The following is a 13,184-nucleotide window of genomic DNA, read 5'->3' on the forward strand; positions in this document are numbered from 1 at the left end:
CGCTCCCACTCCGCATTCGTCAAAGCCCCACGACCAGTCACACAACACAGCCTGGACCGCAAGCCAGGCGCTGTCAGGAGATCCGAGAAACAGAATCTAGTGCCACCGCGTGCACATATCCGGTGTGGCCGTGAGGGTGCGGGTGGTACGGCCGGTGGCCAGGTCCCACACCTGCACATTGACGTCGTCACCGCCAGAGATGGCGACGGGGCGGCCGTCCACCACCGCCGTCGCCACCGCGTACATCATGCGGCTCTGGCCGGTGAGGGTGCGGGTGGTACGGCCGGTGGCCAGGTCCCACACCTTCAGATTGTCTCGGTCCGTGCTGCTGCCGTAGGTGATAGCAACCGGGCGGCCGTCCATCACCGCCGTCGCCACTGCCGGTCGGAACTGACGCTCCTCCATGAGGACGTGGATGAAGCGGCCGGTGGCCAAGTCCCGCACGCTCACATTGCCTCGGTCCATGCCGCTGCCGCAGGTGATACTGACTTCGGCTCGTCAGGGTGACGCTGGGTCGTCGAGGGTCAGGCCGGTGCCCGCTATGAAGCCGTCGAGGGTGGCGGACCGGTACTGAAGTCGTTTGAGCCGGTTGCGTACGAGTGCTTCGAGCCGGTCGAGGGCGACCACAGCGAGGTTGGCCAGGCTGCGCTTGACGTGCGCCCATACCCACTCGACGGGGTTGAGGTCGGGCGAGTAGGCGGGCAGTAGGAACACCATCAGCCAGGCCCGTTCGGCGATCAGCTCACGTATGGCGTGGGAGACGTGGGTGTTGAGCCGGTCCCAGACCAGCACGACCGGCGCCTTGACGAGTTGATGGACGCCGTCGATCAGCGCGATGAAGTCCCGCTCGCCCATGCTGCGACGTTTGCCTTTGCCCGCTCGGTGCGTGCGCAGCCGGTGGCACAGCCGGGTGCGGGAGCCGGGCCGTATGGCGATCAGCCCGGCCACGGACAGGCGTCCCGATCGTCGGCGCTTCACCGTCACGACCGGGGTGCGGCCGCGCCGGCCCCAGGTGCGTCCTTTGGGCGGCCGGCGGGTGAAGCCTGCCTCGTCCTCGAAGCAGATGTAGCCTCCGCAGGCCGCCCGTGCTCTTTTACCTCGGCCCAGGTCGCCTCCTTCCAGGCGGTGACGGCCTGCTCGTCGCGCTCGGCGACCCGCCGTGCGGGCACCTGCGGGCTGAAGCCGAGCCGGTGCATCAGCCTCGTGGCGCCCGAGACGCTGTAGGAGACGTGGAACTTCCTCCCGGTCAGCGTGGCCACCCGCGCCGCGGTCCACACCGGGTCCTCCACCCAGCCATGCGCGGCTGGCCCCTCGTCGAGGCATGAGGCAGGCTTCTCCAGACAGCGCGGGGACAGACGGCACCGTGACCCGCCCGGGCCACGTGATGCCAGCGCCTGCACGCCGCCTTCCCGCCACAACTGGTGCCACTGGTAGGCCGACTTCAGGCTCACCCGCAGGCGCCGTGCCACCTCCGGCGGCTTGATCTTCTGCTCGAACAGCTCAGCCGCCTGCATCCGTACGGTCTCCCGGCGCTGACGTCCTGCAGGAGTCAGCCCGCCCCCATCCGCATACCTCACACACCACGGATACAGCCGCCACACCGGCCCTATCAGCCACTCCGAGAGAGTTCACCCTGACGAGCCGAAGTCAGTAATCGGCCACTGTGGACGCGTCGGCCAGGAGTCGCGCGATGCCGGTCGGACCGAAGACATTCTGTGTGGCGAGGGCGATGCCGCCATGGAGTCCGGAGTTGCCTTTGAGCTGGGTCGCGGTGATGGTCAGTTTGCGGGTGGCCAGGGGAAGCGCGCGCTGGTACACCGCTGCTCGTACGGCGGAGACCAGGTCGTCGCGGAGTTCACTCAGCGGGCCGGCCAGGATCACGCTGCGCGGGTTGAACATATGGACCAGCATGGCCACCACCTCGCCGATCTCCGTGGCGGCCTGGCGCACGGCGTGCAGGGCGGTCGGGTCGCTGTTGGCGATGCGCTCGGCGAGTACACGCGTGCCGTGGAGCAGGTCGTCGTCGGTCGACTCGGGGATGCCGAGGCCGCGCAGGACGGCCCTGTGGGAGGCGATCGCGCCGACGCAGCCGACGTTGCCGCAGACACACAGGACGGTGCCGCCGCCGACGGCCCGGATGTGGCCGATGTCGCCGGCGGCTCCGTCGGCGCCGCGGTACACCTCGCCGGCTGCGGTGATGAGTCCGGACCCGATGCCGGTGGAGATCTTGATGCACAGAAGGGGCGTCTCCGCCCCGCCTTGTACGGCCTCGCCCAGGGCCATCAGGTTGACGTCGTTGTCCACCACGACGGGGGCGCCGAAACGTGTCCGGAGATAGTCGGCGACGGGGTAGCCGTCCCATCCGGGCATGCCGGTCGGCTGTACCGCACAGCCCTGCTGGAAGTCGACCGGCCCGGGCAGGCCGATGACCGCCTCGCGTACGCGGTCGGGATCGCGGTGATGCTTCTCCAGCAGCTCTCGCAGCCGCTCGGTCACCGCGTCCAGCACCGCCTGGGGACCGGCATCGATCCGGACCGGGACCGTGCTGCGCGCGATGAGCCGTCGGGTGAGATCGGCGATGGCCACGTGGGAGGCGGCGGTGTCGATGTCCGCGACGACGACGGTTCCGGCCTGTGGGCTGATCGTCAGTACCCGGGGCGGCCGGCCCCGGACGGACCGCCTGGACTCGACCTCCAGCAGGATGCCCGTGCCGACGAGGTGGTCGACCTGCTGGCCCACGGTGGACCGGGCCAGGCCGCTGCGCCGGGCGATTTCGGCGCGGTTGGTCGCCTCCCCGGAGACCACGAGACCCAACACCCGGAGCAGGGCCTGGGGGACCGATCCGGGGACAGGTGATTCCTCCGCATAGCCGTCGTCTTTATGCATTCGAGTGACCGTAATCACTACTCCTTGGGTCCGTCAATGGTCCTTTTCTCAGACTGCACTTATGGGGAGTTATACGACATGGCGGTCGAACATTGACCGATTTTAGGACTTGAAGAAAATTAAATGTCCCATCTTGTGCTTGCTGTGTGAACTAAAGCATGGTGATGCGCAGCGCGGCGTTCAGACCGCGGTCGGCTGCTGGACGGCGGAGGTACACACGATGAATGACGCGCTTCGGGTGGTGGTTTCCGGGGCCGGGATGATCGGTGCCGTGCACGCGGCCGCGATCCGGGCCGCCGGGGGCGAACTCGCCGGAGTGGTGGCCTCGACCGCCGAACGCAGCGCGCGGGCCGCCGATGCATGGGGGGCGTCCGCACAGTACCCGGACTTCGCGGCGGTGCTCGCCGACGACAGCGTTTCGGTCGTCCATGTGTGCACCCCGAACTCGCTGCACGTCGGGCAGGCCGAGGCGGCGCTGCGTGCGGGCAAGCATGTGATCTGCGAGAAGCCACTTGCCACCGCGGCCGCCGACGCGGAACGGCTGACGGGGCTGGCGCGGGAGGCGGGTCTGGTGCTCGCGGTGCCCTTCGTCTACCGCTACCACCCCCTGGTCCGGGAGATCCGCGAGCGCCGACTGCGTGGCGAGTTCGGGGCGTGGCAGCTGCTCCACGGCAGCTATCTGCAGGACTGGATGCTCTCCGAGAACGCCATGTCCTGGCGGGTCGACCCGGCCGACGGCGGACCGTCGCGGGCGTTCGCGGATATCGGATCGCACTGGTGTGACCTTGTCGAATGGGTCGCCGGAGTCCGCTTCACCACACTGACCGCACGGCTCGGCACCACCGTCGCCACGCGCCCCGCAGGCACGGGTGCCAGCTTCGCGACGACGGGCGAGGGCCCGCGGGTGCGGGTGCGTACCGAGGACGTGGCGACGGTGCTGCTGCGCACCGACGGCGGTGTCCTGGGCACGCTGACCGTCTCCCAGGTGTCGGCCGGCCGTAAGAACCGGCTGTGGTTCGAGCTCGACGGCTCGGCCGCGAGCGCGGTCTTCGACCAGGAGACCCCCGAGACCGCGTGGCTCGGCGCCCCGGACGGAGCGCGTGTGCTGGTCCGGGACCCGAACCACGGATCGGCCGAGCAGCGACGGCTCTCCCGGCTGCCCGCCGGTCACGCACAGGGCTACGCCGACTGCTTCAACTCCTTTGTGGCCGACGCGCACGCGGCGATCCGAGGCGAAGCGCCCGACGGGATGCCCACCGGGGAGGACGGCGTCCGCTCGGCGCGGCTCGTCGAGGCCGTGCTGACCTCCTCCGCCTCGCTCACCTGGGTCGACGTCGAACCCGCACCGATGGCACCCATAGCCCCCATTGCACCGACAGGCCTGGAGGCCACCGAATGAAACTCGGCATGCTCACCGCCTGCCTACCCCAGCTCTCCCTCGCCGAGATCGCCTCCTGGGCGGGCGCCGCCGGATACCAAGCGCTGGAGGTCGCCGCCTGGCCTCGCACCGGCGGCCGTGACTTCGAGGCGGCCCACCTGCCGGTCACTGGCTTCGACGACCGCGCGGCCGACGAGACCCGGGCGCTGCTCGACCCCCACGGCCTCGGCATCTCGGCGCTCGCCTACTACGAGAACAACCTCCATCCCGACCCCGAGCGGCGGGCCGAGATCCACACCCACCTCAAGGCGGTGGTGGACGCAGCGCGGGCGTTGGAGGTCCCGTTCGTGGGCACCTTCGTCGGCCGCGACTGGACCAGGTCCGTCGCCCACAACCTCGACACGGCCCAGCAGGTCTTTCCCGAGCTCGTCGATTACGCGGGGGAGCGGGGGGTGCGGATCATCATCGAGAACTGTGTGATGGAGGGCTGGCACCCGGACGGCTATCCGGGCAACCTCGCCTACTCGCCCGAGCTGTGGGAGTGGATGTTCTCCCTCGGGCTGTATCTGAACTGGGATCCGTCACATCTGACCTGGATCGGCATCGACCCGGTGACGACCATCGCGCCCTATGCGGACAAGATCGTGCACGCCCAGGCCAAGGACCTCCAGATCCTCCCCGGCAGGGTCGACCGCTACGGCTTCTTCGGCAAGGCGGTACGGCGCGACGACCCGTGGGACACCGGCTGGTGGCGCTACCGCGTCCCGGGCCGCGGCCAGGTCGACTGGAGCGTCGTAGTGGACGCGCTGTACGAGAACGGCTTCTCCGGGACCCTCTCCGTCGAGCACGAGGACCCGGTGTGGAGCGGCACCGAGGAGCGGGTCAAGACCGGTCTGGAGATCGCCCACCGAACCCTGCGGCCTTTGATCGTCGCGTGATCGCAGCTTGACATCCCCCTCACGAACGCAGGAGATCCATGGCTCAGCAACAAGCACGGCACCGCATCGGGATTCTGGGCGCCGGCAACATATTCGGCCGCTACATCGAGGGCCTGCGCACCATTCCGGAGCTCGAAGTGGTCCGTGTGGCCGACGTCGACACGGCCCGCGCGAAGCAGGCCGCGTCCGAGTACGCCATACCGACGTGGGGCGACGCCGACGAGCTGCTCGACGACGACGCCGTCGAGATCGTCATCAACATCACTCCGCCGCGGTTCCACGCGCAGACCGTCATCTCCGCGGTGGAGGCCGGCAAACACGTCTACGTCGAAAAGCCGATCGCGGCCACCGTCGAGGAGGCCCGCGAGGTCCTCGAAGTCGCCGCGTCCAGCGGGAAGTTGCTGGGCTCGGCCCCGGACACTTTCCTAGGCAGCGCCGTGCAGACCGCCCGGCACGCGATCGACACCGGCCTGATCGGCGAACCGGTCGGCGCCACCGCCTTCGTACGCTCCAGCCGCGCCGAGACCTGGCACCCGGACCCCCGCGCCTTCTACGGACCCGGCGGCGGCCCGGTGCTCGACATGGGCCCTTACTACCTGGCCGCGCTCGTCAACTGCCTCGGCCCGGTCCGGCAGGTGTCCGCCGCCACCCGCATCGGCGCGAAGGCCCGCAAGGTCACCAGCCCCGAGCGGGTGGTCGACGAGATCACCGTCGAGGTGCCCACCCACGCCTCGGCCACTTTGACCTTCGCCTCCGGCGCCATCGGCACCACCCTGATGAGCTTCGACGTCTGGGACACCGAGCTGCCGCGCATCGAGATCTACGGCACCGAGGGCACCCTTGCCCTGCCCAACCCCAACTTCTTCGACGGCGATGTGCGCGTCAAGCGCCACCAGGACGAGCACTGGAAGGTGCTCACCCCCGTCATCGAACCCTTCGGCGCCGTGGGCACCCCCGAGCAGCTGCGCCGCGGCCTCGGAGTGCGGGACCTCGCCCAGACCATCGACGGCGGCCCGCACCGCGCCAACCCGCTCTTCGCCTTCCACACCCTGGACGTGCTGGAGAGCTTCGAGACCTCCCAGCGGGAGCGGCGGTTCGTCGAGATCGAGAGCAGCTGCGAGCGCCCCGAGCCCCGCTACGCCCACTGACCCGGCAACCACGCCCGGCCGTCACCTACGGCCACCGCGCCCGGCCACCGAAAGGACCGCAGATCACCATGAAGATCAGGCATGACCGCCTTGCCATCAACCCCCTCCAGTGGGTCGCGAGCGCCGACGGCTGGATCGACCCGACCCTCGCCCCGCAGCTCGACGAACAGCTGAGCGTCATCCGCGGCACGGGCATCAAGGCCCTCCACACCGCCGTCCCCAGCGATCTGACCCCGAAGGCCTACGCCGCGAAGCTCGCCGCCTACGGCATCAGCCCGGCGCCCGGCTACATCGCGGTGCGGCTCACCGAGGACGACGCCGAGCAGCGGACGTTTCGCGAGACCGCGGCGCGCGTCGCCGGACACCACGCGGAGCTGGGCGTGGACACGGTCTTCCTCGCCATGGGGATGGCAAAGGACGCGGAGCGGGTGGCCCGTCCCGCGGTCGGACACCTCGCCGATCAGAGGCGTCTGGAGCGGGTGCGGGACCTCTTGGCCGAGATCGCCGGGATCGTCCGGAGCGAGGGGATCGCCCCCGCCTTCCACCCGCACGTGGGTACCTGGGCCGAGACCGAGGAGGAGACCCGCTTCGTCCTCGACACCGTCGACGCCTCCGTCCTCGCCTTCGGGCCGGACCTGGGCCATCTGACCTGGGCGGGAGCCGACGCCACCCAGCTGGTGCGCGACTACGCGGACCGGGTGGCGAGCGTCCACATCAAGGATCTGGACCTCGGCCTCGCGGTCCGGGCCAGGGAAGCAGGCTGGGACTACCGCAAGACGGTGCTCGCGGGGCTGTGGTCAGAGCCGGGCCAAGGAAACGCGGACATCGAGGGCTTCGTCGGCGCGCTGCCGGACGACTTCGACGGCTGGCTGATCGTCGAGGTCGACCGCGGGGCCCGGCCGACCCCCGAGGAGAGTGTGCGGCTGTGCGGGGAGTGGGCAACAGCGTACGCGTAGCCGTGACCGGGTGACGCGGAAGCTGGACCGGCTTCGTACGGCCGGCGGCAGGACGGTACGGGGGACAACGAGGTGAGCCGAAACGTGAACCAGGTGGAGAGAACATGCGCAAGACAGTGGCGTTCATCGGCGCCGGACTTCTGACAGCGACGGTGACGGCCTGCGGTGGCGGTACGCAGGCCGCCAGCGGCGACAGGACACTGACCCTCGCCGAGCCGGTCACGGCTACGCCGTGGGACCTGGCCAGGGCGAGCATGGGTCCCGAGGCCCAGTACTACCAGCCGGTCTTCGACACGCTGATCCGGCTCGACACCAAGGGCGAGCCGACCCCCAACCTGGCCACGTCGTGGTCGTACGACAAGGCCCAGACGACCCTGACACTGAAGCTGCGCGCCGGGGTGAAGTTCACCGACGGCACCCCTGTCGACGCCGAGGCGGTCCGCAAAAGCCTGCTGCACACCAAGAGCGGCACCGCCAGCGCGGCCGGCGAGATCCAGGACATCACCGGGGTCGAGGCCGTGGGCACGCACACCGTGGCCATCAAGCTGAGCCATCCCACCGCCTCGCTGCTGCCGGCGCTGGGCCAGGTCCCCGGCATGATCGCCGGCCCCAAGGCGCTGAAGGACCCGAAGACCCCGATCGGCTCGGGCCCCTACAAGCTGGACACGGCCGCCTCGACGTCCGGGCAGACGTACACCTACACCCGCAACGCCGACTACTGGAACGCCAAGGCGTTCCCCTACGACAAGATCGTCATCAAGTATCTGGCCGACCCGACCGCGCGCACCAACGCGCTGTTGACCGGACAACTCGACGGGGCGAGCCTCAACCTCAACCGGGTGGCGACCGTCAAGGGCCGGGGCCTGAACGTCATCACCCACCAGCCCGGCGACATCGAGGGGCTCTACATCTGGGACCGGGCCGGCAAGAAGGTGCCCGCGCTCGGCAAGCTCAAGGTCCGCCAGGCGCTCAACCACGCCTTCGACCGGCAGGGCATCATCAAGGCGGCCAAGACCGGTCTCGGCACGCCCACCACGCAGCTGTTCGCCCGGGGCCAGGACGGCTATGACGCGGCGCTCGACGACGCCTACTCCTACGACCCGGCGAAGGCCAGGAAGCTGCTCGCCGAAGCGGGCTACCCGAACGGCTTCTCGGTCATGATCCCGGACCTCTCCGCGATGTTCCCGCAGGAGCAGGCCGCACTCACCCAGTCCCTCAAGGACATCGGCATCAAGGTGAAGCTGGACAACCTGCCCGGCGACCAGATCTTCAGCAGCATGCTCTCCGGCAAATACGCGATGTCCTTCTTCAAGTTGGGCGCCCCCACGGCCTGGGACAAGGTGCAACTGCAGCTGACCTCCAAGTCGACCTGGAACCCCTTCAAATACCACGATCGGAGGGCCGAGGACCTCATCACCCGCATCGGCAGGACGACAGGAGCCGAGCGGACGGCCCTCTTCGAGGAACTGAACCGCTACGTCGTCGACCAGGCATGGAACGCCCCATGGGACGTCGTCTCCTACGCCTACGCCACCGCGAAGGACGTGAAGGCGACCCCGCAGTCCGGCGCCCAGTACCCGCCGATCTACAACTACGCTCCGGCGGCGAAGTAGCCACCGGTCCGTTCCGACGCACGAAAGGAGGAACTGGCCGTGCTTGCCTTCTTGTTCCGGCGCATCGCCGCCGGCGCCGTCCTGGTGGTCGTCGTGGCCACCGCGACGTTCCTGCTCCTCAGCCTCACCGGCACCGATGTGGCACGCAACATCCTCGGTGAGACCGCCACCCGGGATGACGTCAACGCCAAGAGCCATGAACTCGGCCTGGACCAGCCCCTGGTGGAGCGCTACTGGCACTGGGGCGAACAGGCCGCACAGGGGAACCTGGGCAGCTCGTGGTTCACCGGCGACTCGGTGAACCGGTCCCTGGTGGACACGCTGCCGGTCACCCTCTCCGTGGTACTGGCCGGACTGCTGATCGCCGCGGTCCTCAGCGTCGCCCTGGGCACGGCGGCGGCGCTGCGCGGCGGCTGGGTGGACCGCGTCGTACAGTTCGCGGCGGTGCTGGGGACCGCGGTGCCCAGCTTCCTGATCGGCCTGGTCCTTGCGGTCACCCTGGCGGTCCGGCTCGGGTGGCTGCCCGCCACCGGCTACGTCGCTCTTGGCACCTCCGCCACCGACTGGCTCCGCTCGATCATCCTGCCCGCGGTGTCCCTGGCCGTCACCGCGACCGCGGCCACCGCGATGCAGGTGCGCGGCGCGATGATCGACGTACTGCGCGCCGACTTCGTGCGCACGCTGCGCAGCCGTGGCCTGAGCACCCGCAGCGTGGTGTTCAAGCACGCGCTGCGCAATGCCGCCCCGCCGGCCCTGACCGTCATCGCCCTCCAGTTCATCGGCCTCATCAGCGGCGCCGTCGTCGTGGAGAAGGTGTTCGGACTGCCCGGCATCGGAACCCTCGCCAACTCGGCCGCCGTACGCGGTGACGCGCCCGTGCTGCTCGGCACGGTCGTGGTCACCGTCGGCATCGTCGTCGCCATCAATCTGCTGCTGGACATCGCGTACGGCTGGCTCAACCCGAAGGTGCGTGTCTCATGACCGCCGTGGAGACCCCGCCGCCCCTCAAGCGGGACCGCCTCCTGCGCCGGGCGCTGCGCGATCCGCTGGCCGTAATCTGCCTGGCCGTCCTGGTCCTGTTGATCGTCGCGAGCCTGGCGGCACCGCTGCTCAGCGGCTACGCGCCCGACCACAGCGTCATGGCGGACACGCTCGCGCCCATGTCGGGCGCCCATCCGCTCGGGGGCGACGGCGTCGGACGGGACGTGCTGTCCCGGCTGCTGTACGGCGGCCGCACCAGCCTCGTGGGCGGCACGCTCGCCGTCCTCGTCGCCTTCGCGGTCGGCGGGCCGCTCGGTCTGATCAGCGGCTTCTACCGCGGCTGGTTCGACGCCGTGACCGGCTGGATCGTCAATGTGATCATGGCCGTGCCCGCGATCATCGTGATGCTGGTCGTGATGGCGGCCGTCTCGCAGGACCTCAACGTCGCCATGGCCGTCCTGGGCGTCATCATGGCCCCGATGGTCTTCCGCCTCATCCGCGCGTCGGTGATCGCGGTCCGTGAGGAGCTGTACGTGGACGCCGCCCGGGTCTCGGGGCTCGGCGACGGGCGACTCATGCGGCGGCACGTCCTGCCCGTGGTGATCGCCCCGTCCCTCATCCAGGCCACCCAGGTGTTCGCCGTGGCGATCGGCATCCAGGCGGGGCTCGCCTTCCTCGGCCTGGGCAAGGCGTCCCAGGCCAGCTGGGGCGCGATGCTGGGCGACGCCTTCGCCAACATCTACAACGCGCCCGTGCTGCTGGTCTGGCCGGGCGCCGCGATGGGCCTGACCATCCTGGCGTCGAGCCTGCTGGGCAACGCCGTGCGCGACGCGCTGGGCACGGCCGAGCCCCGGGTGGCGAAGCGCCGCAGGCCCGCCGCCCGCAAGCCCGCCGCCCACGGGGCCGCGCCCGCCGCCGGGCACTCCGCGGACCGGCTGCTCACCGTGGAGGGGCTTCGCGTCAGCTACCCGAAGCCCGAGGGCGACAAGACGGTGGTCGACGGGGTGGGCCTCACCGTGGCGCGCGGTGAAGTCCTCGGTCTGGTCGGCGAGTCCGGCTCCGGCAAGAGTCAGACCGCGTTCTCCGTGCTCGGACTGCTGCCCGGCGAAGCCGACGTCACAGCCGATGTGCTGGTCTTCGACGGCACACCGCTGCTCGGCCTGGACACGCGGGCGCTGAACCGGCTGCGCGGCCGCGGCATCGGATACATCCCGCAGGAACCCATGTCCAACCTCGACCCCTGTTTCCGGATCGGCTCTCAGCTCATGGAGCCCATCGCCAAGCACCTCGGGCTGTCCCGGCACGAGGCCCGCGCCAAGGCGCTCGGGCTCCTGGAGCGGGTCGGCATCCCGGACCCGGTGCGGGTGTTCCAGTCGTATCCGCACCAGATCTCCGGCGGCATGGCCCAGCGGGTGCTCATCGCGGGCGCCGTGTCCTGCGACCCGCGGTTGCTGATCGCCGACGAGCCGACCACCGCGCTCGACGTCACCGTCCAGGCCGAGGTGCTGGACCTGATGCGCTCGCTCCAGCAGGAGCGCGAGATGGGGATGATCCTCGTCACCCACGACTTCGGTGTCGTGGCCGACATCTGCGACCGGGTCGCGGTGATGCGGTCCGGGCGGATCGTGGAGACGGCGCCAGTGCGACAGATCTTCGCGGCACCCGAGCATGCGTACACGCGGATGCTCCTGGACTCCACGCTGGAAAGCGGGCCAGCACGCGGCGAGTTGCGTGCCCCGGAGAAGCCCCTCAAGGAGGTGACGTCATGACCTCTCCACTCCTCGAACTTGACGACGTCGTGGTGGAGTACCCCACAAAGGGCCGCGGCGGGAAGCCCTTCCGCGTCCTGCACGGTGTCTCCCTGTCCATCGCGCCCGGCGAGACCCTCGGTCTGGTCGGCGAGTCCGGCTCCGGCAAGACGACCCTGGGCCGGGCCGTCCTCGGCCTCGCCCCCGTCACCGGCGGCGAGATCCGGTACGAGGGAAGGCCCGTCTCCCGGCTCGGCAAGCGGGAGCGGCGGGCGCTCGCCAAGGACATCCAGGTCGTCTTCCAGGACCCGTTCAGCTCACTGAACCCGGCCATGACGGTCATGGACATCCTCACCGAACCGCTACTCGTGACCGGTGTCTCACGCGCGGACGCGGAAGCCCGGGTGCAGAACCTGCTGGACTATGTGTACCTTCCCCGGGACGCGGCCCGCCGACTGCCCCGCGAGTTCTCCGGGGGCCAGCGGCAGCGCATCGCCATCGCACGCGCCCTGTGCCGGGACCCGAAGCTGATCGTCTGCGACGAACCGGTCAGCGCCCTCGACCTGACGACGCAGGCCCGGGTGCTCGACCTGTTCATCGAGATCCAGGAGGCGACCGGCGTGGCATACCTCTTCGTCACCCACGACCTGTCCGTCGTACGGCACATCAGCCACCGGGTGGCCGTGCTGTACCGCGGCGACATCGTGGAGACGGGCCCGGCCGCGCGCGTCACCGAATCACCCGAACATGCCTATACGAAACGGCTGTTGCTCGCGGCGCCGGTGCCGGACCCGGAGCGGCAGGCGCGCCGCCGCGCGGAACGGCTCGGGCAGGCCGCCTCATGAACGCGTACGACGCGTGCTCAGCCACCCTCACCCGGTACCTCGCTCTGTGCGACGTACCCGCAGGCGCGGAGGGTGAGCTGGGCGAGCTGTTCACCGAGGACGCCGTCTGGGAGGGCGGCGGCAGCGCCTACGCCGAGAAGTTCGGCCGCACCCAAGGCCGCGAGGCGATCGTGGAGATGCTGTCGGCCTATCTGCCGCCCCACCCCCACTTCCGTACCAATGTGCACCTCCTGTTCCCCGGCACCATCGACGGCGACGGCCGCGGCGCCCGGGGGAGCTGGCCGATGCAGCAGCTGTCGCGGTACGGGTCGGGCGAGGCCGAGATCGTGATCGCCCGGCTCGACGTGACCTTCCGGCTCGACCCGGACCGGCCCCGCATCTGTGCCTTCCGCACCGAACGACTCTTCACCGCACCGCTGCCGAGGGAGCGATGAACGCCCGCACCATGCTGCTGACCTGCTACGCCGACACCCACGACTACGGCTGGCACCACGTCGACCTGTTCGTGCACGACAGCGCGGGCCGGGAGGTCAACTGGGTCCACTGGCAGGTCGACAGGGACGGCCCGGACGGCGCCGATGCGGCGACCGCGCGCGTCGAACCCACCCTGCGCCGCACCAGCGAGTGGCGCCGCGGGATCAGCGCGGACGGAAGCGAGTACTGGACGGCCCACGCCGCCTGGGGCGACTGA

At 69.9% G+C, this 13,184-nt stretch carries 13 protein-coding genes; 10 read left to right on the forward strand and 3 right to left on the reverse strand.

Annotated features, from left to right (window positions below; translation table 11 throughout):
- Positions 1-96: 96 nt before the first annotated feature.
- From ACWEKM_RS36255 to ACWEKM_RS36265, 3 genes are all read right to left on the reverse strand, one after another.
- A complete protein-coding gene (locus ACWEKM_RS36255; RefSeq protein ID WP_451625529.1) occupies positions 97-450 on the reverse strand; it encodes a hypothetical protein in 354 nt (117 codons plus the stop codon).
- Positions 451-498: 48 nt separating this feature from the next.
- Positions 499-1,577 (reverse strand): IS630 family transposase gene (locus ACWEKM_RS36260; protein ID WP_451625530.1). Its coding sequence is split into 2 segments (ribosomal slippage): positions 499-1,076 and positions 1,076-1,577, totalling 1,080 coding nucleotides; the frame shifts between segments, so codons are not numbered across the junction.
- A 70-nt stretch (positions 1,578-1,647) separates the two neighbouring features.
- Positions 1,648-2,886 (reverse strand): ROK family protein, encoded by a 1,239-nt coding sequence (locus ACWEKM_RS36265; protein WP_451625531.1) that lies wholly within the window; start codon positions 2,884-2,886, stop codon positions 1,648-1,650.
- 220 nt (positions 2,887-3,106) lie between these two features.
- Between ACWEKM_RS36265 and ACWEKM_RS36270 the strand changes: the two genes are divergently transcribed.
- The 10 genes from ACWEKM_RS36270 to ACWEKM_RS36315 all read left to right on the forward strand — a co-directional run bounded on the left by ACWEKM_RS36270 (position 3,107) and on the right by ACWEKM_RS36315 (position 13,184).
- Positions 3,107-4,285, forward strand: coding sequence for a Gfo/Idh/MocA family protein (locus tag ACWEKM_RS36270; RefSeq protein WP_451625532.1), 1,179 nt, complete (start codon positions 3,107-3,109; stop codon positions 4,283-4,285).
- Positions 4,282-5,202 (forward strand): sugar phosphate isomerase/epimerase family protein, encoded by a 921-nt coding sequence (locus ACWEKM_RS36275; protein ID WP_451625533.1) that lies wholly within the window; start codon positions 4,282-4,284, stop codon positions 5,200-5,202. The genes ACWEKM_RS36270 and ACWEKM_RS36275 overlap by 4 nt, the downstream gene beginning before the upstream one ends.
- Before the next feature lie 38 nt (positions 5,203-5,240).
- Positions 5,241-6,350 carry a Gfo/Idh/MocA family protein gene (locus ACWEKM_RS36280; protein WP_451625534.1) on the forward strand — a complete coding sequence of 370 codons (1,110 nt, stop codon included), beginning with the start codon at positions 5,241-5,243 and terminating at the stop codon, positions 6,348-6,350.
- A 68-nt stretch (positions 6,351-6,418) separates the two neighbouring features.
- A complete protein-coding gene (locus ACWEKM_RS36285) occupies positions 6,419-7,306 on the forward strand; it encodes a sugar phosphate isomerase/epimerase family protein (RefSeq protein WP_451625535.1) in 888 nt (295 codons plus the stop codon).
- Between the two features lie 104 nt (positions 7,307-7,410).
- Positions 7,411-8,919 (forward strand): ABC transporter substrate-binding protein, encoded by a 1,509-nt coding sequence (locus ACWEKM_RS36290; protein WP_451625536.1) that lies wholly within the window; start codon positions 7,411-7,413, stop codon positions 8,917-8,919.
- A gap of 39 nt (positions 8,920-8,958) precedes the next feature.
- Positions 8,959-9,900, forward strand: coding sequence for an ABC transporter permease (locus ACWEKM_RS36295; protein ID WP_451625537.1), 942 nt, complete (start codon positions 8,959-8,961; stop codon positions 9,898-9,900).
- Positions 9,897-11,669, forward strand: coding sequence for a dipeptide/oligopeptide/nickel ABC transporter permease/ATP-binding protein (locus ACWEKM_RS36300; RefSeq protein ID WP_451625538.1), 1,773 nt, complete (start codon positions 9,897-9,899; stop codon positions 11,667-11,669). The genes ACWEKM_RS36295 and ACWEKM_RS36300 overlap by 4 nt, the downstream gene beginning before the upstream one ends.
- Positions 11,666-12,493, forward strand: coding sequence for an ATP-binding cassette domain-containing protein (locus tag ACWEKM_RS36305; protein ID WP_451625539.1), 828 nt, complete (start codon positions 11,666-11,668; stop codon positions 12,491-12,493). Before ACWEKM_RS36300 ends, ACWEKM_RS36305 begins: the two co-directional genes overlap by 4 nt.
- Entirely contained in the window at positions 12,490-12,927 is a 438-nt protein-coding gene (locus tag ACWEKM_RS36310; RefSeq protein ID WP_451625540.1) for a nuclear transport factor 2 family protein, read from the forward strand. Before ACWEKM_RS36305 ends, ACWEKM_RS36310 begins: the two co-directional genes overlap by 4 nt.
- Positions 12,924-13,184 carry a hypothetical protein gene (locus tag ACWEKM_RS36315; RefSeq protein WP_451625541.1) on the forward strand — a complete coding sequence of 87 codons (261 nt, stop codon included), beginning with the start codon at positions 12,924-12,926 and terminating at the stop codon, positions 13,182-13,184. The genes ACWEKM_RS36310 and ACWEKM_RS36315 overlap by 4 nt, the downstream gene beginning before the upstream one ends.

It is taken from the genome of Streptomyces sp. NPDC004752, from assembly GCF_053601275.1.